Source organism: Lentzea sp. NPDC059081, from assembly GCF_042738015.1.
Classification (GTDB): Bacteria; Actinomycetota; Actinomycetes; order Mycobacteriales; family Pseudonocardiaceae; genus Lentzea.
In genome coordinates, this window is sequence record NZ_JBHYGW010000013.1 from 39,868 (window position 1) to 64,300 (window position 24,433).

The window sequence follows — 24,433 nt, forward strand, 5'->3', positions numbered from 1 at the left end:
TATAGCGTTCGGGCTAGATTGCGTAATAGTTGCGGATGGACCATGAGCCCGGTTGGCTGGTGCGCGTGGCTGAAGTCGTGACGAAGGGGACGGGCGAGGTCGAGCGCACCGCGGACCGCGCCCAGGTGGACGTGACGTTCGAGGCGGTCGGAGCCGAGCGCTCGGAGGCGGTGAGCACGCTCAACCAGCGCATCTCCGCCGTCGAACCGCTGCTGGAGAGCTTCGAGGTGCGCTCCCGCCAGCTGTCCGTGCACGACAACTGGGACAACAACCAGCGCGTCGGCAGTCGCGCGCAGCAGCAGTACGTGATCTGGGTGTCCGACCTGGACCGGCTCGACGGTCTGCTGGCCGAGCTCGTGCAGGCCGAGCCGTCGTGGATCAACGGACCGTCGTGGGCGCTCGTCGACGACGACGAGGCGATCCGCGAGGCGCAGAAGGAGGCCGTGGCCGACGCACTACGACGGGCCGAGGGGTACGCGTCGGCTCTGGGGCGGCGGCTCGGGCCGTTGCTGCGCATCGGCGACACCGACAACGGCGGCGGGTACTCGCCGAAGATGATGCGCGGCGCGGCTTCCTTCGAGATGGCCGGGCCCGCGGGCATGGTGGACCAGCTGAACCTGAAGGCTCAGCAGATCACGGTGTCGGCGGTGTGCACGGCGGCCTGGTCACTGCTCGACTAGGTCACTGCTCGACCAGGTCGTCGACCTGGGCCGTGCAACGTCTCGATGGCGCACTGCACGGCCTTGGCGTCGCGGTCACCCGGCCGGGCGCGCAGCCAGTTCCTGAGCCATTCGACGCGACGTGCGGCCAGCAGTGCCAACGACAGCAACACGTACGCCCGGCGTTCCCACAGCCTCGCCGAGGCCATCGCGTCGGCCGCCGGTCGCCACTCGTCGCGCAGCGTTCCGACCAGTGCGCGCGCCAGTATCGGGTCTTGTTCCGGATCCACCTGCATGAGCCCCCACCCCCGGGTTCCGCGCGTGGCGGTTCATGAAGTGTGCCCGGCGCTCCGCCAGAAATCACGCATGACGGCGGTCGGGGTGGGACTCGTCATTGCCGTACGGGTCAACAGAATCGTGACAGTCCGGTGTGCCGGAACCACGTGGAACGCGGTGCCCGAGCCTCCCACCCAGCCGTAGCGTCCCGGCACGTTCCACGGGTCGATCTCGGCGATGTCGACGCTGCCGCCGAAGCCCCAGCCCTGTCCCTCCAGGAAGATCCGGTTCGCCTCGCGCTCCGCGGCCGTCGTGGTGTCGGTCGCGAGAGCCGGAAGCAGGTCACCTGACAACAGAAAGCGGCCGAACGCCAGCAGGTCGTCCACAGTGGACTTGAGACCGCCGGCGCCGGACGGGAGCGCGGTGCTGAGGAAGCTCGCGCTCGTCAGGCCGAGCGGCTCGAGGTGGTCGGCGAGCGAGCCCGTGACCCGGTCGAGCAGCACGCCGAGCACGTCGTAGGACGTGTTGTAGGTCCAGCCGCCGCCGGGCTGGTGCAGCAGCGGCACCTGCGCCACGAGCTTGAGCCACTCGTCGAGCGTCGGCAGGTCCTCGCGGCCGTGCAGGTGCGCCTCTTCGAGCAGCTTCCGCGTGGCGGGCAGGGAGAAGTCCGCCGTGAAGCCCCAGCCGGACCGGGACGCGAGGAGGTCCCGGACGGTGATCGGGCGCTCGGCGGGGACGACGTCGTCGACCTGGCTCGAGGGCGTGCGGGCGACCACCGGGTGCGCGAGCTCCGGCAACCAGGTCGCGATCGGGTCGTCGAGCGCGATCGTGCCGTCGCGCACCAGCCGCAGCGCGATCGTGGCGACGACCGGCTTCGTCACCGAGGCGATCGGGAACACCGACTCGCGGGTGTCCTCGCCGACCGCCGCGATCTCCACGTCGTCGCCCCGCGCGACGAGTGCGACCGAGGTCGGCACGGTCCCGCGGTGGGCTTCCAGCACCTCTTGGAGCGTCACCGCTCCAAAATAGCCGTGATCCCCTGACCACCGGCGGCGCAGACGGACACGAACCCGCGGCCGCTCCCGCGCTGGTGCAGCAGCTTCGCCAGGGTCGCGACGATCCGGGCACCGGTCGCGGCGAACGGGTGGCCGGCGGCGAGCGACGAGCCGTTGACGTTCAGCTTCGCCCTGTCCAGCTCGCCGAGCTCCTTCTCCCACGCCTTCAGCGTCGCGAGCACCTGGGACGCGAACGCCTCGTGCACCTCGTAGAAGTCGAAGTCCTGCAACGTGAGCCCGGCCTTGCCGAGCATGCGCGGCGTGGCGTGCACGGGTGCCATGAGCAGGCCCTCGTCGCCGTGCACGTAGTCGACGGCGGCGGTCTCGGCGAACGTCAGGTAGGCGAGCACCGGCAGGTTCCTGGCCTTGGCCCACTCCTCGGTGGCGAGCAGGACCGCGGAGGCGCCGTCGGACAGCGGGGTCGAGTTGCCGGCGGTCATCGTGTCGCCGAAGACGGGCTTGAGCTTGGCGAGCTTCTCGACGCTGCTGTCCGGGCGCAGGTTCTGGTCGCGGGTCAGGCCGAGATACGGCGTGACGAGGTCGTCGAAGAAGCCTTCGTCGTAGGCGCGGGCGAGGTTGCGGTGGCTGCGCGCGGTGAGCTCGTCTTGGTCCTCGCGCGTGATGCCGTACTGGGCGGCGGTGATGGCGGCGTGCTCGCCCATGGACATGCCGGTGCGCGGTTCGCCGTTGCGCGGCAGGTGCGGCACGACGTGGCCAGGGCGCAGCCTGGTCAGCAGGCTGATCTTGCGGGTGCGGTTGAACTCCAGCAGGAGCTTGCGGAAGTTCTCGTTGACGCCGATCGGCGCGTCGCTCGTGGTGTCGACACCGCCGGCGATGCCCGCGTCGATCTGGCCGAGCGCGATCTTGTTGGCCACGGCGATGATCGCCTGCAGGCCCGTGCCGCACGCCTGCTGGAGGTCGTACGCGGGCGTCTCCGGGCTGAGCCTGCTGCCCAGCACGGACTCGCGGACGAGGTTGAAGTCGCGCGAGTGCTTGAGCACCGCGCCCCCGACCACCTCGCCGAGGCGTTCGCCCTGCAGGCCGAAGCGGCTCACCAGGCCGTCCAGCACCGCCGTGAACATGTCCTGGTTCGAGGCGGTGGCGTACGGGCCGTTCGAGCGGGCGAACGGGATCCGGTTGCCGCCGATGATCGCTACGCGCATGCCGCCATACTACCTACTAGCGGGTAGACTTACTAGCGAGTAGGTTGTGTGACGTGGACAGGTACCAGAAGTTCGCGACCTCGGGCCTCGGCCGGCAGCTCGTGCGCAGGCTCGGCCTGCCGAACCCGTACCCGCTGCGCCGGGACGCCGCTCTGGCGACGTCGGTGCTCGTCGGTGGCGCCACCCGGCTGCCCTTTCTGAAGCAGCTCGAAACAGGTCCCGCTCCCCACGGCGCGCTCGTGTTCGACGCGTCGGACATCGCTTCGGTGAGCGACCTGCGGCAGCTGCACGACTTCTTCCACCCGGCGATCACCCAGCTCGGCCCGTGCGGACGGGTCGTCGTGATCGGGCGGTCGCCGGACTCCGTGGCGCAGCGGGCACTCGAAGGTTTCGTGCGGTCCGTCGGCAAGGAGCTGCGGCGGGGCGGCACGGCGAACCTGGTCTACGTGGCCGACGGCGCCGAGGACGGGGTCGAATCGACGCTGCGGTTCCTGCTGTCCGGGCGATCGGCGTACGTGTCGGGGCAGGTCATCCGCGTTTCCGGTGACGCTTCGCCTGGGACGCTGAAGGGCAAGGTCGCTCTGGTCACGGGTGCTTCGCGGGGCATCGGCGAGGCGATCGCGACGGTGCTGGGCCGTGAGGGCGCGCACGTGGTGTGCCTGGACGTGCCGGCGGCCGGGGAGGACCTCTCGAAGGTCGCGAACGCCGTCGGCGGATCCGCTTTGCAGCTCGACATCACCGGCGACCCGACGCGGCTGACCTCGTACCTGACGGAACGGCACGGCGGCGTGGACGTCGTCGTGCACAACGCGGGCATCACGCGCGACAAGACGTTGGCGCGCATGGACTCCGACAAGTGGGACGCGGTGCTGGAGGTCAACCTGGCCTGCCAGGAGCGGATCAACGACGCGCTGCTCGAAGGCGACGTGCTGCGGTCCGGCGGGCGGATCATCGGTGTCTCGTCGATCGCCGGCATCGCGGGCAACGTCGGCCAGACCAACTACGCCACCTCGAAGGCCGGCGTGATCGGGATGGTCCAGACGCTGGCACCCGTTCTCGCTGCTCGGGACGCCACGATCAACGCCGTCGCACCCGGTTTCATCGAGACGAAGATGACCGCGGCCGTGCCGTTCGCGACGCGCGAGGTCGGGCGGCGGATGAACAGCCTGTCGCAGGGCGGCCTGCCGTCCGACGTGGCGGAGACCGTGGCGTGGTTCGCGTCGCCGGGGTCCGGTGGGGTGAACGGCAACGTCGTGCGGGTGTGCGGCCAGATGCTGCTGGGGGCCTGATGTTGTTGCGCGCCGCCCTCACGTCGTTCCGGCGCGGGGAAACCCTTGCCGCGCAGCCGGTTTCCTCCACCCTCGACGTCTCGCTGCAGCACCTCGCGGCGTACAGCTCGGTGTGCGGCTTCGGGTTGCGCGACGCGTTGCCGGTGACCTACCCGCACGTGCTGGGCTTTCCGTTGCAGATGAAGCTGATGACGGGCTCCGGCTTCCCGTTCCCGCTGCCCGGTCTCGTGCACGTCGCGAACCGGGTCACGCAGTCGCGGCCGCTGACGGTGGACGAGCCGTTGGAGATCACGGTGTCCGCGCGCGACCTGCGACCGCATCCGCAGGGCACGCAGGTCGACGTCGTGACGTCGGTTTCCGGCGTCTGGGAAGGGGTGTCGACCTACCTGCGGCGGACCGGCGGCGCCTCGGGCTCCGGCGAGGAGCTGCAGCGGCCGACCGGCTCGGCGGTGTGGCGGGTGCCCGCGGACATCGGGCGGCGCTACGGCGCGGTGTCCGGCGACCGGAACCCGATCCACCTGCACCCGTTGGGCGCCAAGGTGTTCGGGTTCAAGCGCGCGATCGCGCACGGCATGTGGACCAAGGCGCGATGCGTGGCGGCGCTGGAGGGACGGCTTCCCGAGGCCGTGACGGTCGACGTCCGGTTCAAGAAGCCGCTGTTCATCCCCGGTCGTGTCGAGTTCTCGGCGCGCGAGAACACCGACGGCTGGGAGTTCGCCGTGTGGAGCAAGGGTCCCCATCTGCTGGGGACCACATCAACGCCGTGACGGTGGATGCCAGACGTTGCCGTCGACCAGGTTCCCGAAGCCCATCCAGACGAGGTTCATGAGCCGGGCCGCGACGACGCCGGCGGGTTCCTCCGGGTGGTCGAGCCACCACTCCGCGAGCGACTCGCCGGCCCCGACCAGCGCGGCGGCCAGCGACTCGGCCTCCAGGGTGGTCGCGGGCGCCTTCGTCGACTGGGTGAGCAGCGCCGCGACCAGCGACACCGCCCGGCCGCGCATGTCCGCGAGCTCGGCGGCGAACGGCCCGCCCTGCGTGGACGCCTGCCGGTGCAGCACCTGCCAGCTCGACCGGTTCTCGCCGACGAACCCGAAGAACGCCCGCAGGCCGCTCCACAGCTGCACGTCCGGTTCCTGGTCGGGCTCGACGCCCGTCGCGATCGCCTCCATCATCCGGGTGGCCTCCCGCCGGATGCACGTCGCGAACAGCTCCTCCTTCGACCCGAGGTAGGCGTAGAGCATCGGCTTCGAGATGCCGGCGACGTCGGAGATCTCGTCCATCGAAGCCGCGTGGAAGCCGAGCCGTGAGAACACGTCGATGGCGGCATCCATGATCTGCCGCTCGCGCACCGCGCGTGGCAAGCGCTTGGCTCGACCTTCTGTCCGCATCACTACCCCTCGGTTCGGATCAGCAAGATTATCCGATCGGGTTGCCGCTCTATCTACTCACCAGTAGTCTTACTCGCGAGTAGGTACCAGGAGGTGTCCACCATGACGCTCGACCTCACCACCGAGGCGATCGCCAAGCTCAGCCCGGCCGAGCTGATCGACACGTTGGAGCAGATCTCGCCGGACGACCCCGCGCTGAAGGGCGTCGACATCGACGTCATCGCCCGTGGCATCGACCCGAAGAAGCTGGGCAAGGAGGACTTCGCCGCCCTGCTGAGGGCGCTGGGCGAGCTCGCCGAGGGCGGCGCCGACCTCGACCTGTCGAAGATGGACCCGTCGAACTTCGCCCGCATCATCTCGCGCGCCTCGAAGGACCAGATCGAGGCCGTCGTGGCCGATCCCGCGCTGCGGGAGCGCGTGCTGGACGAGGTGTTCCGCCGCATGGAGGTCCACTTCCGCGCGGACCGGGCGGGGTCCACTCGCGCCGTCGTGCACTTCCACGTGCTCGAGGACGTGTACGAGGCCATCATCGAAGACGCCACGTGCGTCATCAACAAGGGCGTGTCGCGCGAGGCCCGTGCCGTCGTCACGCTGACGCCAGCAGACTTCCTGAAGCTCGCGACCGGCAACGCCTCCGCGCCCGTGCTGTTCATGACGGGCAAGCTGAAGGTGAAGGGCGACCTGGGGTTCGCGGCCGGGTTCATGAGCCTGTTCAACATCCCGAAGACCTGACGGAGAGGTTTGTGCAGTGGGTGGCTTCTCGCTCGAACTGAACGAAGACCAGACCGACCTGCGCGACTGGGTGCACGGCTTCGCTCGCGACGTGATCAGGCCGGCGGCCTCGGAGTGGGACGAGCGCGAGGAGACGCCGTGGCCGGTGATCCAGGAGGCGGCGAAGATCGGCCTCTACGGCTTCGAAGCCCTCGCAACCTGGTTCGCGGACCCGATCGGCCTGTCCCTGCCCATCGCCACCGAGGAGCTCTTCTGGGGTGACGCGGGCATCGCGCTGTCGTTGATGGGCACCGGCCTGGCCGTCGCGGGCATCTTCGCGGGCGGCGAACCGGAACAGCTCGCCGAGTGGGTGCCGGAGTGCTTCGGCGACGAGTCGGACCCGAAGCTGGCGGCGTTCTGCGCCTCCGAGCCCCAGGCGGGCTCCGACGTGGCCGGCTACCGCACCCGCGCCCGGTACGACGAGGCGACCGACGAGTGGGTGCTGAACGGCCAGAAGGCCTGGGCCACCAACGGCGGCATCGCGAACGTGCACGTGGTCACCGCTGTAGTTGATGCCTCCTTGGGCTCTCGCGGTCAGGCCGGTTTCATCGTTCCCCCCGGCACGCCGGGGTTGTCGTCGCCCGGCAAGATCAAGAAGCACGGCATGCGCGCGTCGCACACGGCCGACGTGTTCCTGGACGACGTGCGGGTGCCCGGCCGTTGTGTGCTGGGTGGGCGCGAGCGGCTGGAAGCTCGGCTCGCGCGGGCTCGTGAGGGTCTGCGCGCGGGTGGCCAGGCCGCGATGGCCACCTTCGAGACCACCCGTCCGACCGTGGGTGCCATGGCCGTGGGTGTCGCACGTGCCGCCTACGACTACGCGCTGGAGTACGCGAAGGACCGCGAGGCGTTCGGGCGCAAGATCATCGAGAACCAGTCGATCGCGTTCGACCTGGCGAACATGCGGATGGAGATCGACGCGTCCCGGCTGCTGGTGTGGCGGGCGGCGTGGATGGGGCGCAACAACGTCCCGTTCACCGCCGGCGAGGGGTCGATGTCGAAGCTCAAGGCGTCCGAGGTGTCGGTGTGGGCCACCGAGCGGGCGATCCACATCCTGGGCGGGGCCGGGTACACGCGGGACCACCCGGTGGAGCGGATGCACCGGGACGCGAAGATCTTCACCATTTTCGAGGGCACGTCGGAGATCCAGCGGCTCGTGGTGTCGCGGATGATCTCCGGGATGCAGATCAAGTGACGTTCGGCTGAGACGGCCTGCCGGTCGGCGGGTCGTCTCAGCGTCGATCTTGTCCGTTATCGCCCGGTGTGGTGCACGGTGGCCCTACTGTCGTGACGCATGAATCCGTCGCGGCCGGAGTGGGCCTCGCTTCTTGTCATCCTCGTCGACGCCATCGTCATCGTTTCCGGGTTCGTGACAGGGAGTCCGTTGTTGCCGCGGGCGGCGAACGTCGTGCTGGTGGTCGTCTCGATCGCCCTCATGCTGGTGGTGCGGATCATGGTGAAGGGCGGGTTCAGCTTCCGCGGGTTGGCCCGGCCGGCTTGGGTGGGCGTGGTGGCGGCGGTCGCGTTCTTCGGCGGTGCTCTGCTCTTCGCGATCCCGTTGCTGAACGTGCAGATGCAGAACGACCCGGTCATGAACCAGCGCGGGTGGGTGGGTCTCGCCCTCGGTCTTGCGGGAGGAGCGCTCGCTTACGCCGCGATTCGTCGGCCCGAGTAGTCGCGTCAGAGCGGCAGGTTCAGGACGGCGCCCACTCGCTTGAGCTCGCGGCGGTGCACCGCCAGCAGCACGGTGTCGGCCGGGCGGCGGAAGTGCAGCACCACGAAGTTCGGATGTGGTGGGTCGTGGTCGACGATCTGCTCGACGCGGCCCTCGGCGTCGCTGAAGACGATGCGCTGGTCCCAGACGATTTTGGTGGGACCGAAGAAGAGTTCACCCTCGCACCAGTCGCCGTCGAGGAACACGTCGCCGTCGCCGCGCGCGTGGTCCTCGCCGGACGGGCCGAAGGCCTCGCCCAGGAAGCTCCCCAGGATCTCGAGCAGTACCGACATGACGACCCCCTTCGTCACCACGGGAACGAGCTGGGCGCCCAGCTGGTTCCCGCAGGCGTTTCTAACCGAAGGGCTGGCCGGCTTCGCGGAGCCAGGCGCGCTCACGTGAGTGGTCCGGCATGGCGGGCCAGCCGTTGACCTTCGCGATCAGCACCCAGTAGCGCTCGGCGCGCGGGTCCGCGAAGTCGGAGAGCTCGCGCAGGCGTGCGACGAGGCTGCCGTCGTTCGGCAGGCCCAGGGCCTCCGCCCAGTTGGCGTTCACGCGGTCGACGATCGTCCGCGCTTCGGCGGACTCCGGCGCGATGCCGGCGTCCAGTGCCTCACGGGCCTGGGCGATCGCGAAGTCGAACGCCTCCATCTGGTTGCCCGCCGGAGGGCTCATGTCGGCGCCTTCGCGGCGCTTCTCCTCGTGCTGCCGGGACATCCGCTTGACGACCGCGCGGAAGTCGCTGTCCTGCACGAGCTTCGCGAGCTCGACCCACGCCTCCAGCTGTTCGGTCGTGGGGTCGTCCGGCAGCTCGACGCGCACGGAACGCATGTGCTGCTCGAACTGCGGGTCCAGCTCGTAGGGACCGAACACCTCCTCGAAGAAGTCGTCGAGGATGCGCTGGCGCTCCTCGTCCGACATGCGTGCCAACTCGTTCATCAGTTCCATCTCCCCTCCTTTGGCGACGGCGCGCAGCACGGCTCGCCTGAGCCGCAACGTCTTCATCTGCGCGTCGATCGCTTCTGCGTGTGCACGCGCCACGTCGGTCACCGACACCTCGCTGGCCAGCACGCGGCCGGCGGTAGGCAGGTCCACGCCCAGGTCTCGGAGCGTGCGGACCAGCTTCAGCCTGGCCAGCGCGTCCGTGTCGTAGGTGCGGTAGCCGCCGGCGGTCCTGTCCGTGGGCGGGATGAGGCCCGAGTCGGAGTAGAACCTGATGGTGCGGACGGTGAGTCCGGTCATCTTGGCGAGCTCGCCGATCTGGTAGCGCGTCACGGGGACCACTGTGCAGTCTCCAGTTGCTGGAGGGTCAACTCGAATCACCGAACGAGTGGCTGAACAGCGAAAAGGCCCCCGCACCGGAGTGCGAGGGCCTTCGAGCGAACCGACCTCAGTAGGTCATCGCGATGCCCGGCTCGGCCAGCAGCGCGCCGACGTCGGCCAGGAACTGCGAGCCCTGCTGCCCGTCGACCACGCGGTGGTCGAACGACAACGCGAGCTGGCAGATCTTGCGGACCTTGATCTCGCCGTCGACCACCCACGGCATGTCGCGGATCGCGCCCAGGGCGAGGATCGCGGACTCGCCGGGGTTGAGGATCGGCGTGCCGGTGTCGACGCCGAAGACGCCGACGTTGGTGATCGTGATGGTGCCGTTCATCATGTCGGCCGGGGACGTCTTGCCGTCGCGGGCGACCGTGGCGAGCTCGTCCAGTGCGACCGCGAGCTCCTTCAACGACATGCGGTCTGCGTCGCGGACCTTCGGGACCACCAGGCCTCGTGGCGTGGCGGCCGCGATGCCCAGGTGGACGTAGTCCTTGTAGACGATCTCGTTGGCCGCGCTGTCCCACGTCGCGTTGACGTCGGGCGTGCGGCGGGCGGCGAGGATGACGGCCTTGGCGCAGAACGCCAGCGGGGTCAGCTTCACGCCGCGGAACTCCGGCGCGTTCTTCAGGCGTGCGCGCAGCTCCATCATCGGGGTCACGTCGACCGTCAGGAACTCGGTGACGTGCGGTGCGGTGAACGCGCTGTCCACCATCGCCTGGGCGGTCGCCTTGCGGACGCCCTTGATCGGCACCCGGCGTTCGCGGCCGCCGTTGTCCACGAAGGACAGTGCGGACGGGGCGGCGGCGGGTGCTGCCACGGCGCCTTCGACGTCCTCGCGCGTGATCACGCCGTCCGGGCCGGAGCCGGTGAGTGCGCGCAGGTCGACGCCGAGGTCCTTGGCCAGCTTGCGCACCGGCGGCTTGGCCAGCGGCACGTACCCGCCGGGCGCGACGACCGGCGCCGGAGGAGCAACCGGGGCAGCCGGAGCGACCGGAGCCGGCGGAGCGACAGGAGCAGGAGGCGCCACGACGGCCGCAACCGGCGCCGGAGCGTCCTTGCGCGCACGGCGCTTCGCCGCACCGGACTTCGGGCCGTAGCCCACGAGCGTCGCGATGCGCCCGCCCGGCATCTCCTCGCCGATCTTGCCGGACGAGGTGCCGTTCGCTTCCGCCGCAACGGGAGCAGCGGCGGGAGCGGGAGCGGCGGCGCCACCGGGGTCGGTGTCGATCGTGATGATCGGGACGCCGACCTCGACGGTCTGGCCGGGCTCGGCCAGCAGCTCCGTCACGACGCCGGACCACGGGCACGGCAGCTCGACGGCCGCCTTGGCCGTCTCGATCTCGACGATGATCTGGTTGACCGTGACGGTGTCACCGGGCTTCACGTGCCAGGTGAGGATCTCGGCCTCGGTCAGCCCCTCTGCTGTGTCCGGCAGGGGGAATTGCTTGTACTGCGGCATTTCCGGTTGTCCCCTTACCAGGCGAGAGAGCGGTCGACGGCGTGCAGCACCCGGTCGAGGTCGGGGAGGAACTCCTCCTCGAGCTTCGACGGCGGGTACGGGGTGTCGAAACCGGTCACCCGCAGCACCGGTGCCTGCAAGGAGTAGAAGCACTCCTGCTGGACCTTGGCTGCAATCTCGCTGGCGATCGAGGACTCGGACGGCGCCTCGGAGACGACGACCAGCCGGCCGGTGCGGCGCACCGACTCGAACACGGGCCCCAGGTCGAGCGGCGACAACGTGCGCAGGTCGATGACCTCCAGCGACGTGCCGTCCTCCGCGGCCGCACCCGCGGCATCCAGGGCCGTGCGGACCATCGGGCCGTACGCCACCAGCGTCGCGTCCGTGCCGGGACGCAGCACGCGCGACTCGAAGAGCTTGCCGGGCGTGACGGTCGTGTCGACCTCGCCCTTCTCGTAGTAGCGGCGCTTGGGCTCGAAGAACAGCACCGGGTCGTCGCAGTCGATGGCCTGCTGGATCATCCAGTAGGCGTCGGCCGGGTTCGAGCACGAGACGACCTTGAGGCCGGCGGTGTGCGCGAAGTACGACTCTGGCGACTCCGAGTGGTGCTCGACGGCACCGATGCCGCCACCGAACGGCACGCGGATCACGATGGGCATCTTGATCTTGCCCTGCGTGCGGTAGTGCAGCTTCGCGACCTGCGACACGATCTGGTCGAAGCCCGGGAAGATGAAGCCGTCGAACTGGATCTCGCACACCGGGCGGTAGCCGCGGATCGCGAGACCCACGGCGGTGCCGATGATGCCGGACTCCGCGAGCGGCGTGTCGAGCACGCGCTGCTCGCCGAAGTCCTTCTGCAGGCCGTCGGTGATGCGGAAGACGCCACCGAGCTTGCCGATGTCCTCGCCCATCATGATGACCTTGGGGTTGGCCTCCATGGCCGCCCGCAGGCCCATGTTCAGGGCCTTGGAGATCGTGAGGGTCTGCGGCGACGCCGGGGCGGCGGCCGTGGACCGGTCCATCGTCGGTGCTGCCATCAGTGCTCGCCTCCCGCGAAACCCGAGACGTAGTCGAGGAACTCGTCGCGCTGCGCGTCGAGGGCGGGGCTGCCCTCCGCGTACACGTTGCTGAAGATCCGTCCAGCGGGCGGGTCCGGCATGTTCGTGCAGAACTCCCGCAGCTCCTCGCCCAGCTGGTCGGCCTCGGCCTCGACGCCCTCGAAGAACGAGCTGTCGGCCCACTGCTGGCGGACCAGGTAGACCTTCACGCGCTCGATCGGGTCCTTGAGCTTCCACATCTCCAGCTCGTCGGACAGCCGGTAACGGCTCGGGTCGTCGGAGGTGGTGTGCGCGTCCATCCGGTAGGTGAACGCCTCGATCAGGATCGGGCCGTTGCCGTGGCGGCACTCGTCCAGCGCCCACTTCGTGACGGCGAGCGTCGCGAGGACGTCGTTGCCGTCGACCCGGATGCCGGGGAAGCCGTAGCCGCGGGCGCGCTGGTACAGCGGCAGGCGCGACTGGCGCTCGGTGGGCTCGGAGATCGCCCACTGGTTGTTCTGGCAGAAGAAGACGAGCGGCGCGTCGTAGACCGCGGCCCACACGAAGCCCTCGTGCACGTCGCCCTGGCTGGTCGCGCCGTCGCCGAAGAAGCACATGGTGGCTTCTCCCTCGTCGTCGCCGACCTTGCCGTCGAACTTCTGGCCCATCGCGTACCCGGCCGCGTTGAGGACCTGGTTGCCGATGACGATCGTGTACGGGTGGAAGCGCTTCTCGACCGGGTCCCAGGTGCCCTGGTCGGTGCCGCGGAAGATGCCGAGCAGCTCCGTCGGGTTGATCCCGCGCGTCCACGCGATGCCGTGCTCGCGGTAGCTGGGGAAGGCCATGTCCGTCTGGCGCATCGCGCGGCCGGCGCCGATCTGCGCGGCCTCCTGACCGAGCAGCGGCACCCAGATGCCGAGCTGACCCTTGCGCTGCAGCGCGTTCGCCTCGCGGTCGACCCGGCGGATCAGGACCATGTCGCGGTACAGGCCGCGCAGCTCCTCCGCCGTGATGTCGATGTCGAAGTCGGGGTGCTGGACCCGTTCGCCTTCGGGGGTGAGGAGCTGCACCAGGTCGGCGCCACCCTCGTCTGTCGCTCGCAAGCCTGCGATCACCTGTTCCGCTGTCGGTTTTGCGGCAGTGGCGGCCGGCGCTGCGTCCGGCTCAGGGTGCGTCCATTGCTCAGGGGACGACATGCGCCTTCTCCTCTGTCTACTCCGACCGCCTGATCGCTCGTGACGACCTCGTGCGGCGACGTCGGCGGTCGCCGCCAACCCTGTGGGGCCGGAGGCAGCCGTCGACGGTGACGGTGGCTTACGACCACATCCTGACACGGCCTCACCCGAGTTGGTGAGACCCGTCCCACTTCGTAACACACGAGTCAACGTTCTGATCAGCGACAACTGTCGGAAGTTCGACCTTTTGTCCTCCGAAGGTCGGCGTCCGACCACCGGACACCGCTGTCCCGGTTACCGATCGTTAACTTAGCTCGAGGCCTTTCCCAAGAGGCTACGGACGCGAGCGGAGGCGGAGTCGTGACAGGATCGAGAGGTGGACCGCTCAGTTGTGACCAGCACCGTCAGGACGCTTTGGGACGAACAGATCGTCCCGAGCCTGTCTCAGCTCGTCGCCGTGCCGGCGATCTCGCCCGCGTTCGACCCGGCATGGGAAGAACACGGCGAACTGGCCGCGGCGATCGCCCACGTGCAGGCCTGGATCGCCGCACGGGATCTGCCGGGCGCAGGGCTCGAAGTCGTCCAACTGGCGGGACGCACGCCCCTGCTGGTGGTGGACGTGCCGGCATCCGGTAACTCCGGCGACGACACGGTGTTGCTCTACGGACACCTCGACAAGCAGCCGCCGGTGGGCGGTTGGGGCGAGGGGCTGGGCCCGTGGACCCCCGTGCTGCGTGACGGACGTCTCTACGGCCGTGGCGCGGCCGATGACGGTTACTCCGGATATGCCGCAATCGCCGCTATCGAGGCCGTGCGCGCGGCGGGTGGTTCGCACGCACGCTGCGTCGTGCTGCTGGAGACCGGCGAGGAGTCGGGTTCGCCCGATCTGCCCGCCTACCTGGAACACCTGTCGGAACGGCTCGGCCAGGTCTCGCTGGTCGTCTGCCTCGACTCGGGCGGCTCGGACTACGACCGCATGTGGCTGACGACGTCGCTGCGCGGGCTGGTGCAGGTCACGGCCACCGTGCGGGTGCTGGAGGGCGGCATGCACTCCGGCATGGCGTCGGGCATCGTGCCGTCGTCGTTCCGGATCGCGCGGATCCTGCTCGACCGGATCGAGAACGCCGAGACCGGCGAGATCCTCGTGCCGGAGATGCACGTCGAGATCCCGGCCGGGCGACTGACCGAGGTCCGCGAGGCCGTCGAGGCCGCTCCCGGCGCGCTGTGGGACCCGGTGCCGCGGGTGGGCGACCTGCGGCCGATGGCCTCCGACGAGGTCGAGCTGGCGCTGAACTCCGGCTGGCGGCCGACCCTGTCCGTCACCGGCGCCGAGGGACTGCCCCTGCCGGACGACGCGGGCAACGTGCTGCGGCCGTTCACGACCCTCGTGCTCTCGTTCCGCCTGCCGCCGACGGCGGATGCCGCGGCAGCGCTGGAAGCGGTGAAGGCCAAGCTCACGACGGACGTCCCCTACGGCGCGACGGTCGAACTCTCGCGCGTCGAGTACGCGGACGGCTGGAACGCGCCGGAGCTGGCGCCGTGGCTGTCGGCGACGCTGGACGACGCCGGCAAGGAGGTCTTCGGCGCGCCGTGGCGGACCGTGTCGCTGGGCGGGTCGATCCCGTTCATGGGGCTGCTCCACGAGGCGTACCCGGACGCGCAGTTCGTGGTCACGGGCGCGGTGGGGCCGGACTCCAACCTGCACGTGCCGGACGAGTGGCTGCACCTGGCGCACGCGGCTCGGGTCACCGAGGCGGTGGCGCTGGTGCTCGACGCGCACTCCAGGAAGAGCTGACTCTCCGCTACTCTCAACTACTCTAAGGTACTCTCAAGCAAGTGCTTGAGAGTTGAGAGTGGGAGAGTCTTGGACACCTCGACACTGCTGTCGCTCGTCGAACGCCTGCGCCGGACAGGCGCCGAGATGAGCGATGTCGAGGTGAAGTCCGCAGCCGGCGGGTTGCCCAAGAGCGTCGTGGAGACCCTGTCCGCCTTCGCCAACACCAACGGCGGAACGCTCGTGCTCGGGCTGGACGAGAACGACGGTTTCCGCCCGGTCCGGCTCGCGGACGCGACCAAGTCGCGCGACGACCTGGCCGCATGCGCGAGTGACTGCCTGCATCCCCCGCTCCGGATTACGGTGGACGTCGTCGAGTTGGAGGGCCTGCCGGTCGTCGTGGCGGAGATCGATCCGCTGCCTTCCGACCATCGACCGTGCTACGTCGAGTCCAAGGGGATCGCCACGGGTTCGTTCGTGCGGGTCGGCGACGGAGACCGCAGGATGACCCAGACCGAGATCGGCTTGGCGATCGCCAACCGCGGTCAGCCGCGCCACGACCTGGACCCGGTGGCCGAGGCGGTGATCGGCGACCTCGACCGCGTCTCCTTCGGCCGCACCGTCGAACGTGTGCGGCAGACGTCCCGGGCTTTTCGCGACTTGGACGAGGTAAGCGCACTGGAACGCCTGCGCGTGCTGGTGCGGACCGAGAACGGGATGTTGGTGCCGTCGATCGGCGGGCTGCTCACCTTCGGCACCTACCCCCAGCAGTTCTTCCCCCAGCTGACCGTCTCGGTGGTGGTGTACAGCGGCGACGCGACCGGGCCGAGGTTCGACGACAACCCGGTGATCCGCGGCCCTGTTCCGGAACTCGTGGACGAGACGATGGCCGTGTTGCGGCGGCACATGCGAGTTCGGACCCACGTCGACGACAGCGGCCGGCGCGAACAGCTCGACTACCCGATGGAAGCCGTGCGGGAAGCGGTGGTCAACGCTCTCCTGCACCGCGACTACAGCGGCGGTACCCGCGGCACCCAGGTCCAGATCGAACTGCACCCCGACCGCCTGCTCGTCCGCAGCCCGGGAGGGTTGTTCGGGCCGGTGGTGCTGGAGGACCTCGGCGCGGAAGGCGTGAGCTCGTCGCGCAACTCGTTCCTGGCCTCGCTGTTGTCGGACACGTACCTGCCGGCGAGCGATCGGCTGGTGGCCGAGAACCGCGCGTCCGGTGTTCCCGCGATGATCAGGGAGCTCCAGCGGTCGGGACTGGCCAGGCCGATCTTCCGCAACTTCGCGAACAGGTTCGAGGTGGAGTTCAGCAGGTCCGAGCTCCTCGACCCCGCCACCCGCCAGTGGCTGTCCCGGCTGCGCGAGCCCGGGCTGACACAGCTGCACGAGCTCGCGCTCGCGACGATGCACCACGGCCGGCCGATCAGCAACGCGGCACTGCGGCAGTTCGGCGCGAACCAGGCCGACGCGACGGCGGTGCTCCGCGACCTGGTCGACAGGGGTCTGGCGGTCCGCACCGGCGGTCGCAGGTACGCCACCTACTCGTTGGGGGTGACGGCGGAGACGCCCGACCTCTTCACGGTCACGCCGACCCAGGTCGACGTCGCCGACGTGCTGCGCACGCTGCGTTCGGCGAGCGCCAGAGAACTGCTGGAGGCGACCGGGTACTCCCGGCCGACCGTCCTGGCGCGGCTCGAACAGCTGATGGCACGAGGTGTCGTCCGTGCCGAGGGAACCCCGCGCAGCCCGAAACGCAGGTACCTGTGGACCGGTGACCGATGAGATCGGCTCCACCGGCCCTGTAGTGAGGAAGAACTCAGACAGGACCTGGCCCCCACCAGGCGTCCGACCAGGTGTCCCACACTGGGCCGATGGTCGAACAAGCGGAACGCGCGCGTCTCGCGGAGTCGGAGAACCCGACTTCGCCGTGGCGGCTGTGGGGGCCGTACCTGTCGGGTCGCCAGTGGGGCACGGTCCGCGAGGACTACTCGCCCGCGGGTGACGCGTGGGCCTCGTTCCCGTTCGACCACGCCCGGTCCCGCGCCTACCGCTGGGGTGAGGACGGGATCGCCGGCATCTGCGACGTGCACGGGTTCCTCAACTTCGGGCTGGCGCTGTGGAACGGGCGGGACCCGTTCCTCAAGGAGCGGTACTTCGGGCTCACCAACGACGAGGGCAACCACGGCGAGGACGTCAAGGAGCACTGGTGGGTCACCGACGGGACGCCCACCCACTCCTGGATGCAGGTCGTCTACCGGTATCCGCAGCGCGAGTTCCCGTACGCGCAGCTCAGGGAGATGGCGCGCAACGCGGGCCGGGAGAACCGCGAACCCGAGCTGAGCGACACCGGTGTGCTCGACGAGAACCGGTTCTTCGACGTCCAGGTGACGTACGCGAAGGCCGACACGGACGACATCTGCGTCGAGATCAGCGCGACCAACCACGGGCCTGAGGACGCGCCGTTGCACCTGTTGCCGCAGCTGTGGTTCCGCAACACGTGGGCGTGGGGTCGGGACCAGCGGCCGTGCCAGCTCGTCGCGAGCACGTCGACCGGGCGCAAGGTCACGGCGGACCACGGCAACCTCGGGCGGTACACGCTGCACCTCGACGACTCGCCGTCGATGCTGATGACCGACAACGAGAGCAACGAGGTGGCGCTCTTCGGGGCCGAGCGGAACCCGTCGCCGTGGGCCAAGGACGGCATCTGCGACTACGTGGTGCGCGGGTCCACGAGCAGCTGCCAGGTGGTCGGGCCGGACGACGCGGGAGCGGCCGGCACGAAGTTCGCCGCCTGGTACTCGTTCGACCCGGTGGAGCCGGGCGAGACGGTGACCGTCCGGCTCAGGCTCGTCGGCGGTGACGGGCACCTGGACCCGTTCGGGCCGAGCTTCGAGGAGACCATGACCCAGCGCCGGGTCGAGGCCGACGAGTTCCACGACGACATCGCGCCGGACGTGAGCCGCGAGCAGAAGCACGTGCTGCGGCGCGCGCTCGCCGGGTTGATGTGGACCAAGCAGCACTACCGGTTCCGCACGCGCGACTGGCTCGACGGCGACCCGACCAAGCCCGAGGCGCCGTCCAGCAGGAGGACTCCGCAGGCGCGCAACGTGCACTGGCGGCACCTCGACGTCGCCGACGTGATCTCCATGCCGGACGAGTGGGAGTACCCCTGGTTCGCGGCGTGGGACCTCGCGTTCCACACCATCCCGTTCACACTGGTCGACCCGGCGTTCGCGAAGGAGCAGCTGCTGCTGTTCTGCCGCGAGTGGATGATGCACCCCAACGGTCAGATCCCCGCCTACGAGTGGGAGTTCGGCGACGTCAACCCGCCCGTGCATGCGTGGGCGGCACTGCAGGTCTACCGCGCGGACGGCAGCAGGGACCGCGGGTTCCTCGCGAAGGTCTTCCACAAGCTGCTGCTCAACTTCTCGTGGTGGGTCAACCGCAAGGACGCCGACGGCAGCTACCTGTTCGAGGGCGGGTTCCTCGGCATGGACAACATCGGGCCGGTCAACCGGTCCGAGCCGATGCTCGGCGAGTGGCGGCTGGAGCAGTCCGACGCCACGTCGTGGATGGCCGCGTACAGCCTGCACCTCATGCAGATCGCGCTGGAGCTGGCGCGCGACGACGAGTCCTATGAGGACGTCGCGACGAAGTTCGTCGAGCACTTCCTGTCGATCGCGGAGGCGTTCACGCACTTCGGCTCGCACGGCGGCGGCATCTGGCACGACGAGGACGGCTTCTGCTACGACCGCGTCTCGCGCCGTAGGCCCGATGGCAGCGTCGAGTCCGAACCGGTGCGCGTGCGGTCGATGGTGGGTCTCATCCCGTTGCTGGCTTCAGCCGTGCTGGAACCGTGGGTGCTGGAGGAGCTGCACGGGTTCACCAGCCGGCTGGACCACCTGCTCAAGCGGCGGCCGGAGCTGCGGCAGTTCATCGCGTTCCACTACGAGCGCGGCGCGTTCGTGTCGTTGCTGGACGAACGCAAGCTCCAGCGCGTGCTGCACCGGATGCTCGACGAGCAGGAGTTCCTGTCACCGCACGGGATCAGGAGTCTCAGCGCCGCCCACCGCGAGGGTCTGGAGGTCAAGGTCGCCGGCCAGGACCACCGCATGGGCTACGAGCCGGGCGAGTCGCACACGCCGATGTTCGGCGGCAACTCGAACTGGCGCGGCCCGATCTGGCTGCCGACCAACGCACTGCTGGTCGAGGCACTGCGCACGGTCTGCGCCTTCCACGACGGCATGTTCCAGGTCGAGATGCCGACGCACTCCGGCCGCTGGGTCACCGCGGGCCAGGTGGCGGACGAGCTGAGCGACCGGCTCGTCGGGCTCTTCCTGCCGGACCACGACGGGCGCAGGCCTTCGGACGGCAAACGGATAGAGGCATCGGAATCACCTCTTTGGCGCAAGCACGTCACGTTCAGCGAGTACTTCGACGGCGACACGGGTGAGGGTCTCGGGGCCACGCACCAGACCGGGTGGACGGCACTCGTCGCCGGTCTGTTGACCGAACGCACGCGCTGAGCAGCACTGTCGTGATCAAATCCTGATCAAGGACACGCTCGCGGATCGTTACCATTCGAGTGCAATAAGTGCAGAGGTTGTGTGACCTAGGCCAAATTGCACAATATTTTGCGTCTCAAAATGCGATTTGACGCAAAATCATTGCAAGGCAGTGGCCTGTAACACGCACGTGCTGTCCACCGCGTCACCCGAGTGGCAGGATCCCGTTCACTCGTCCGCGACAGTTACGAGGAGTGACGCAGTGGCTCGTCGAACCAGGCAGTTGATGGCCGTGGTCCCAGCACTGGGGCTGGCCGTGATGGCAGCGTCGGGCTGCGCGACTCCCACGAACCAGCCCGCCGGCAACTCCGGCGTCTCGCTGGTGCAGAGCGGCAAGCTCGTCACCTGCACACACCTCTCCTACAAGCCCTTCCAGTACAGCGAGGGCGACAAGACGATCGGCTTCGACGTCGACCTGGTGGACCTGATCGCCAAGGACCTCGGCGTCACGCAGCAGATCTTCGACACGCCGTTCGAGACGATCACGTCGGGCACGTCGTTCAGCGCGAACCAGTGCGACCTGGCCGCCGCCGGCATGACGATCACCGACGAGCGCAAGCAGGCGATCGACTTCTCGGACCCGTACTTCGAGGCCTCGCAGGCGCTCCTGGTCAAGAAGGGCTCCGGCTACGCCGACCTCGCGGCCCTCAAGGGCAAGAAGCTCGGCGTCCAGCAGGACACCACGGGTGAGAAGTACGCGAACGACAACGCGGCCGCCAACGGCTACACCGTCGTCCAGTTCGAGGACCTCCCGCTGATGGAGACCGCCGTGCGCACCGGTGCGGTCGACGCGGCCATCAACGACAACGGCGTGCTCTACGACTACGCCAAGGAGTTCCCGGACACCGAGGTGACCAAGGAGTTCGACACCGGTGAGCAGTACGGCATCGGCATGAAGAAGGGCAACACCGCTCTCCAGACGAAGGTCAACGAGGTCCTGAAGAAGGCCAAGGAGAACGGCGAGTACGACAAGATCTACGAGAAGTGGTTCGGCAAGAAGCCGGCGAGCAAGTAGTCCCCACGCTCCGGGGCCGGTGCGGCTCACGTCGCGCCGGCCCCGCCGCTTGTCCGAACCACGTCCGCTAGGAGCCTCCATGGCTGTGTCCAAGCGCAAGCGCGCGGAGTACTTCCGCTATGCGCAGTACGGCCTCCTGATCGTCATCGCCCTGCTGGTCGCGTTCCTGGCGGACTGGGGTCAGATCAAGGCCGCGTTCTTCAACGTGGACATCGCCAAGTCGATGTTCCCCAACGTCATCACGGTGGCGCTGAAGAACACCATCATCTACACCGCGCTCGGCTTCGGGTTCGGACTCGCGCTGGGCCTCGTGCTCGCGTTGATGAAACTGTCGTCGGTCGCCCCCTACCGGTGGATCGCGACCGTCTACATCGAGTTCTTCCGCGGTGTCCCCGCGCTGCTGGTGTTCATCGGCATCTACTACGGCGTGCCGATCGCGTTCCAGATGCAGTTCCCGCCGCTGACCACGGTCATGCTGGCGCTCGGTGGAGTCGGTGCCGCGTACATGGCGGAGACGATCCGCGCCGGCATCCAGGCCGTGCCGAAGGGCCAGGTCGAGGCCGCCCGCTCGCTCGGCATGTCGCAGGGCCGCGCCATGGTCACGATCGTGATCCCGCAGGCGTTCCGGATCATCCTGCCGCCGCTCACGAACGAGCTGATCCTGCTGACCAAGGACTCCTCGCTCATCTACATCCTGGGTCTGTTCCGCGAGCAGTACGAGCTGACGAAGTTCGGTCGTGAGACGCTGAGCCGCAGCCCGTCGCTGACGCCGATCCTCATCGCCGGTCTGTGCTACCTGATCATCACGCTGCCCCTCGGCTACCTGTCGCGCTGGCTCGAGCGCCGCGGCACCGGCGGCAGGAAGAAGGTGTCCGCATGAGCGACGTCTCCGTCGAGATCACCGGGCTGAAGAAGTCGTTCGGCCCGCTGGAAGTCCTCAAGAACATCGACGTGACCGTCAACCGCGGCGACGTCGTCTGCATCATCGGCCCGTCCGGCTCCGGCAAGTCGACGCTGCTGCGCTGCGTGAACCTGCTGGAGGAGCCGACCGGCGGCAAGATCGTCGTCAACGGCACCGAGCTGACCGATCCGGACGTCGACATCGACGCGGCCCGGACGAAGATCGGCATGGTGTTCCAGGGCTTCAACCTGTTCTCGCACCTCAACGTGCTGGCGAACCTCACCGTGGCGCAGCGCAAGGTGCTCAAGCGCTCCGAGGACGAGGCGCGCAAGGTGGCGCTGCACAACCTGGAGCGCGTCGGGCTGAGCGAGAAGGCGCACTCGATGCCCGCGCAGCTCTCCGGTGGCCAGCAGCAGCGCGTCGCGATCGCCCGCGCGCTGTCGATGGACCCCGAGGTCATGCTGTTCGACGAGCCGACGTCGGCGCTCGACCCCGAGCTCGTCGGCGACGTGCTGGGCGTCATGCGCCAGCTCGCCGACGAGGGCATGACGATGCTGGTCGTGACCCACGAGATGCAGTTCGCCCGCGAGGTCGCCGACAAGGTGATCTTCATGGACGGCGGCTACATCGTCGAGGAGGGCCCGGCGGCCGAGGTGATCGGCAACCCGCAGGAACCGCGCACCCAGGAGTTCCTGGCGCGCGTGCTCGACCCGACGCACCACGGTCCGGGCGACCCGGAGTAGCCGCGGTGGCCAGGGGGAGGGTCAGCGCGACGGACGTGCTCAGGGGGTTGTTGGGGGAGAACGACAACTCCGCTGGTGGCGGGTGGCGGTTGCCTCGGCGCAGGCCGAGCACCCCACCCGTCATCCGCGTGGTGGACAGGGTGGTCACCGACGTCCTGGACCTGCGCGCCGTCGAGGTGCCGTACGTGCTGGAGTTCGAGCACTGCCAGTTCGAGGCGGCGCCGGACCTGCGGCAGGCGAACCTCGCCGGCATCTCGTTCACCGACTGCGACCTGCCGGGTCTGGAAGCGCGCAACCTCAGCAGCAGCAACGACGTCTCGTTGCTCGGCTGCCGCGTCACGGGCCTGACCGACCTCACCGACGCCGAGATCGCGGGCTCGGTCCTGTTGCGGGACAGCAGTTTCAGAATGCCGGGCGGTCAGTGCATCCACGGCGACCGGTTGACGGTCGCGGGCGCGCTGCTCGGGTTCGGCCTGCACACCGAGGGCGAGATGCGGCTCGCGGGCGCGCGCATCGGCGGCAACGTCAACCTCACCAACGCCGTGCTGGAGAACGCCGACGGTTTCACGTTGAACGGCAACGGCATGCAGGTCGGCGGCAACTTCCTCGGCACCATCACCTCGCACGGCGTCGTGTTCCTCTCCAACGCCCGGATCAGCTCCGCGCTGTCGTTGCGCGGCTCGAAGCTCTCCCGCGGCTCGCGGTTCGAGGACACCACCGACCCGCACGCCGACCCGTCCGCGACGCTGATCCTCGACCGCTCCGACGTGTCCGGCGACCTCGAGCTCGACCGCGGTTTCTCCAGCGCGGGCACCGTCCGCGCCGTGAACGCGCGCATCGGCGGCACGTTGTCGCTGGCGGACGCCGTTCTGGACGCCGTCTCGCCGCCGTCCGTCGGCACCGACCCGACCGGCTCCGGGCGCGCGTTGCACGTCGACGGCGCGGAGATCGGCGGTGACGTGGTCGGGCGCCACGTGCGGATCAAGGGCCAGCTGCGCATGGTCGACACCCACGTGCGCGGCAGCATCACGATCGAACGGGCCACTGTGGACAACCCGGCCGCGGACGCCGTGCTGGCCAACCGGTCGCAGATCGGCAGCAACTTCGTGGTGCGCGAGTCGGACGTCTCCGGCGGCCTGGAGCTGCGCGGCATCACCGTCGGCGCGAACCTCGACCTGCGCGGCAGCCGGCTCGTGAAGCCCGGCAAGTACCGCCACCAGCCGCGCGAGAAGCCGTCACTGGACATCGGCGGTGCCACGATCGGCCGCGACCTCATCTGCGCACGTGGCGACAAGGAGTTCGTGGCGCACGGCGGGGTGCGCTGCCGTCGGGCGACGATCGGGCGCATGGCGAACTTCAACGGCGCGGTGCTCGGCTACAAGCTCGACAGCCACGCGTTGAACGCCATGGGCATGCAGGTGCAGGAGCTGATGCTCAACGTCGTGTCGCCGCCGAAGGGTCTCGTGACGCTGCGGCAGGCGCGCTGCACGTCGTTGGACGACAACGAGAACTTCTGGAACGCCACCGGGTTCATCGACCTCGACGACTTCCGCTACGACTCGCTGGCGTACCCGATCGACCTGCGCGACGACGACCAGGTGCAGCAGCGCCTGCGCTGGCTGCGGGCCGCGATGCGCCGCAGCTACCACCCGCGGCCGTACGACCAGTTCGCCGAGATGCTGGCCGCGGCGGGCAACGAGGAGCACGCCTCGACCGTGCTGATCGAGAAGCAGCGCCTGCGGTACAAGGCGGTCGCCGAGGGCATGCGGTTCTTCGGTCCGCTGGTGCTGGTGTGGAGCTTCCTGCAGCGGTCGATGGTCGGCTACGGCTACCGCCCGGCGCGGGCGCTGGGGTGGCTGATCGCGGCGTGGGTCGTGGGCAGCCTGTGGTTCCAGTTCAAGGGACCGCTCATCGAGATCAACGACGACGACCACCTGCCGTGGAACGCGTGGCTCTACACGATCGACCTGGTGGTGCCGATCGTCGACTTCGGCAACAAGAACCGCTGGCAGACGCCCGGCGCGTCGCAGTGGATCGCGTCCGGGCTGATCGTGACGGGCTGGTTGCTCGCCACCACCGTCGCCGCCGGTCTGACCCGCATGTTGAAGCGGTAGCGGCGG

General features: G+C 69.1%; 22 protein-coding genes. 13 read left to right on the forward strand and 9 right to left on the reverse strand.

The window, feature by feature from the left end; all coding sequences use genetic code 11:
• The first annotated feature begins 65 nt into the window (after positions 1-65).
• On the forward strand, positions 66-680 hold the full coding sequence (locus ACFWV3_RS26465) for an SIMPL domain-containing protein (protein WP_382414722.1): 615 nt from the start codon (positions 66-68) through the stop codon (positions 678-680).
• Here the strand turns inward: ACFWV3_RS26465 and ACFWV3_RS26470 are convergent.
• The 3 genes from ACFWV3_RS26470 to ACFWV3_RS26480 are packed head-to-tail and all read right to left on the reverse strand — an operon-like array spanning position 677 to position 3,153.
• Positions 677-955 carry a hypothetical protein gene (locus tag ACFWV3_RS26470; RefSeq protein ID WP_382414724.1) on the reverse strand — a complete coding sequence of 93 codons (279 nt, stop codon included), beginning with the start codon at positions 953-955 and terminating at the stop codon, positions 677-679. The two genes, ACFWV3_RS26465 and ACFWV3_RS26470, sit on opposite strands and share 4 nt — an antisense overlap.
• Positions 956-988: 33 nt before the next feature.
• Positions 989-1,951 (reverse strand): serine hydrolase domain-containing protein, encoded by a 963-nt coding sequence (locus ACFWV3_RS26475; RefSeq protein ID WP_382414726.1) that lies wholly within the window; start codon positions 1,949-1,951, stop codon positions 989-991.
• The gene (locus ACFWV3_RS26480) at positions 1,948-3,153 is read right to left on the reverse strand and encodes an acetyl-CoA C-acetyltransferase (protein ID WP_382414728.1); all 1,206 of its coding nucleotides are present in this window, start codon (positions 3,151-3,153) and stop codon (positions 1,948-1,950) included. The genes ACFWV3_RS26475 and ACFWV3_RS26480 overlap by 4 nt, the downstream gene beginning before the upstream one ends.
• 53 nt (positions 3,154-3,206) lie before the next feature.
• Here ACFWV3_RS26480 and ACFWV3_RS26485 point away from each other — a divergent pair, with 53 nt between their 5' ends.
• Together ACFWV3_RS26485 and ACFWV3_RS26490 are read left to right on the forward strand one after the other, a co-directional pair.
• The gene (locus ACFWV3_RS26485) at positions 3,207-4,442 is read left to right on the forward strand and encodes a 3-oxoacyl-ACP reductase (protein WP_382414730.1); all 1,236 of its coding nucleotides are present in this window, start codon (positions 3,207-3,209) and stop codon (positions 4,440-4,442) included.
• Positions 4,442-5,209 (forward strand): MaoC family dehydratase, encoded by a 768-nt coding sequence (locus tag ACFWV3_RS26490; protein WP_382414732.1) that lies wholly within the window; start codon positions 4,442-4,444, stop codon positions 5,207-5,209. The genes ACFWV3_RS26485 and ACFWV3_RS26490 overlap by 1 nt, the downstream gene beginning before the upstream one ends.
• On the opposite strand, the gene ACFWV3_RS26495 is transcribed toward ACFWV3_RS26490, so the two are convergent.
• On the reverse strand, positions 5,198-5,833 hold the full coding sequence (locus ACFWV3_RS26495; RefSeq protein ID WP_382414734.1) for a TetR/AcrR family transcriptional regulator: 636 nt from the start codon (positions 5,831-5,833) through the stop codon (positions 5,198-5,200). The genes ACFWV3_RS26490 and ACFWV3_RS26495 overlap by 12 nt on opposite strands.
• A 102-nt stretch (positions 5,834-5,935) precedes the next feature.
• On the opposite strand from ACFWV3_RS26495, the gene ACFWV3_RS26500 reads away from it, so the two are divergent.
• The 3 genes from ACFWV3_RS26500 to ACFWV3_RS26510 all read left to right on the forward strand — a co-directional run bounded on the left by ACFWV3_RS26500 (position 5,936) and on the right by ACFWV3_RS26510 (position 8,276).
• Positions 5,936-6,565 carry an SCP2 sterol-binding domain-containing protein gene (locus tag ACFWV3_RS26500; protein WP_382414736.1) on the forward strand — a complete coding sequence of 210 codons (630 nt, stop codon included), beginning with the start codon at positions 5,936-5,938 and terminating at the stop codon, positions 6,563-6,565.
• A gap of 16 nt (positions 6,566-6,581) precedes the next feature.
• The gene (locus ACFWV3_RS26505) at positions 6,582-7,796 is read left to right on the forward strand and encodes an acyl-CoA dehydrogenase family protein (RefSeq protein WP_330855300.1); all 1,215 of its coding nucleotides are present in this window, start codon (positions 6,582-6,584) and stop codon (positions 7,794-7,796) included.
• Between the two features lie 99 nt (positions 7,797-7,895).
• Positions 7,896-8,276: a hypothetical protein gene (locus tag ACFWV3_RS26510; protein ID WP_382414738.1), complete on the forward strand. Its 381-nt coding sequence runs from the start codon at positions 7,896-7,898 to the stop codon at positions 8,274-8,276.
• Positions 8,277-8,281: 5 nt separating this feature from the next.
• On the opposite strand, the gene ACFWV3_RS26515 is transcribed toward ACFWV3_RS26510, so the two are convergent.
• The 5 genes from ACFWV3_RS26515 to pdhA form a co-directional block, all read right to left on the reverse strand.
• On the reverse strand, positions 8,282-8,608 hold the full coding sequence (locus ACFWV3_RS26515) for a hypothetical protein (protein WP_382414740.1): 327 nt from the start codon (positions 8,606-8,608) through the stop codon (positions 8,282-8,284).
• A gap of 61 nt (positions 8,609-8,669) precedes the next feature.
• The gene (locus ACFWV3_RS26520) at positions 8,670-9,590 is read right to left on the reverse strand and encodes a MerR family transcriptional regulator (RefSeq protein ID WP_382414742.1); all 921 of its coding nucleotides are present in this window, start codon (positions 9,588-9,590) and stop codon (positions 8,670-8,672) included.
• Positions 9,591-9,705: 115 nt separating this feature from the next.
• Entirely contained in the window at positions 9,706-11,097 is a 1,392-nt protein-coding gene (locus ACFWV3_RS26525) for a dihydrolipoamide acetyltransferase family protein (RefSeq protein WP_382414743.1), read from the reverse strand.
• A gap of 14 nt (positions 11,098-11,111) precedes the next feature.
• Complete coding sequence (locus tag ACFWV3_RS26530) at positions 11,112-12,134, reverse strand: alpha-ketoacid dehydrogenase subunit beta (protein WP_382414744.1); 1,023 nt, start codon at positions 12,132-12,134, stop codon at positions 11,112-11,114.
• Complete coding sequence (pdhA, locus tag ACFWV3_RS26535) at positions 12,134-13,330, reverse strand: pyruvate dehydrogenase (acetyl-transferring) E1 component subunit alpha (RefSeq protein WP_382414745.1); 1,197 nt, start codon at positions 13,328-13,330, stop codon at positions 12,134-12,136. Before pdhA ends, ACFWV3_RS26530 begins: the two co-directional genes overlap by 1 nt.
• Before the next feature lie 355 nt (positions 13,331-13,685).
• On the opposite strand from pdhA, the gene ACFWV3_RS26540 reads away from it, so the two are divergent.
• The 7 genes from ACFWV3_RS26540 to ACFWV3_RS26570 all read left to right on the forward strand — a co-directional run bounded on the left by ACFWV3_RS26540 (position 13,686) and on the right by ACFWV3_RS26570 (position 24,427).
• Positions 13,686-15,104 carry a M20/M25/M40 family metallo-hydrolase gene (locus ACFWV3_RS26540; RefSeq protein WP_382414747.1) on the forward strand — a complete coding sequence of 473 codons (1,419 nt, stop codon included), beginning with the start codon at positions 13,686-13,688 and terminating at the stop codon, positions 15,102-15,104.
• Positions 15,105-15,173: 69 nt separating this feature from the next.
• On the forward strand, positions 15,174-16,871 hold the full coding sequence (locus tag ACFWV3_RS26545) for an ATP-binding protein (RefSeq protein WP_382414749.1): 1,698 nt from the start codon (positions 15,174-15,176) through the stop codon (positions 16,869-16,871).
• 89 nt (positions 16,872-16,960) lie between these two features.
• Positions 16,961-19,615 (forward strand): glucosidase, encoded by a 2,655-nt coding sequence (locus ACFWV3_RS26550; protein WP_382414751.1) that lies wholly within the window; start codon positions 16,961-16,963, stop codon positions 19,613-19,615.
• A 241-nt stretch (positions 19,616-19,856) separates the two neighbouring features.
• On the forward strand, positions 19,857-20,669 hold the full coding sequence (locus ACFWV3_RS26555) for a transporter substrate-binding domain-containing protein (RefSeq protein WP_382414753.1): 813 nt from the start codon (positions 19,857-19,859) through the stop codon (positions 20,667-20,669).
• Between the two features lie 79 nt (positions 20,670-20,748).
• On the forward strand, positions 20,749-21,549 hold the full coding sequence (locus ACFWV3_RS26560) for an amino acid ABC transporter permease (protein ID WP_382414755.1): 801 nt from the start codon (positions 20,749-20,751) through the stop codon (positions 21,547-21,549).
• Positions 21,546-22,313 (forward strand): amino acid ABC transporter ATP-binding protein, encoded by a 768-nt coding sequence (locus tag ACFWV3_RS26565; protein ID WP_382414757.1) that lies wholly within the window; start codon positions 21,546-21,548, stop codon positions 22,311-22,313. The genes ACFWV3_RS26560 and ACFWV3_RS26565 overlap by 4 nt, the downstream gene beginning before the upstream one ends.
• 5 nt (positions 22,314-22,318) lie before the next feature.
• Positions 22,319-24,427, forward strand: coding sequence for a hypothetical protein (locus ACFWV3_RS26570; RefSeq protein ID WP_382414759.1), 2,109 nt, complete (start codon positions 22,319-22,321; stop codon positions 24,425-24,427).
• Positions 24,428-24,433: the final 6 nt, after the last annotated feature.

Coding starts and splice junctions, on each gene's coding strand:
- ACFWV3_RS26470 (WP_382414724.1), bottom strand. CDS start 955: ATGCAGGTGGATCCGGAACAAGACCCGATACTGGCGCGCGCACTGGTC.
- ACFWV3_RS26480 (WP_382414728.1), bottom strand. CDS start 3,153: ATGCGCGTAGCGATCATCGGCGGCAACCGGATCCCGTTCGCCCGCTCG.
- ACFWV3_RS26490 (WP_382414732.1), top strand. CDS start 4,442: ATGTTGTTGCGCGCCGCCCTCACGTCGTTCCGGCGCGGGGAAACCCTT.
- ACFWV3_RS26495 (WP_382414734.1), bottom strand. CDS start 5,833: ATGCGGACAGAAGGTCGAGCCAAGCGCTTGCCACGCGCGGTGCGCGAG.
- ACFWV3_RS26500 (WP_382414736.1), top strand. CDS start 5,936: ATGACGCTCGACCTCACCACCGAGGCGATCGCCAAGCTCAGCCCGGCC.
- ACFWV3_RS26510 (WP_382414738.1), top strand. CDS start 7,896: ATGAATCCGTCGCGGCCGGAGTGGGCCTCGCTTCTTGTCATCCTCGTC.
- ACFWV3_RS26515 (WP_382414740.1), bottom strand. CDS start 8,608: ATGTCGGTACTGCTCGAGATCCTGGGGAGCTTCCTGGGCGAGGCCTTC.
- ACFWV3_RS26525 (WP_382414743.1), bottom strand. CDS start 11,097: ATGCCGCAGTACAAGCAATTCCCCCTGCCGGACACAGCAGAGGGGCTG.
- ACFWV3_RS26530 (WP_382414744.1), bottom strand. CDS start 12,134: ATGGCAGCACCGACGATGGACCGGTCCACGGCCGCCGCCCCGGCGTCG.
- pdhA (WP_382414745.1), bottom strand. CDS start 13,330: ATGTCGTCCCCTGAGCAATGGACGCACCCTGAGCCGGACGCAGCGCCG.
- ACFWV3_RS26550 (WP_382414751.1), top strand. CDS start 16,961: ATGGTCGAACAAGCGGAACGCGCGCGTCTCGCGGAGTCGGAGAACCCG.
- ACFWV3_RS26560 (WP_382414755.1), top strand. CDS start 20,749: ATGGCTGTGTCCAAGCGCAAGCGCGCGGAGTACTTCCGCTATGCGCAG.
- ACFWV3_RS26565 (WP_382414757.1), top strand. CDS start 21,546: ATGAGCGACGTCTCCGTCGAGATCACCGGGCTGAAGAAGTCGTTCGGC.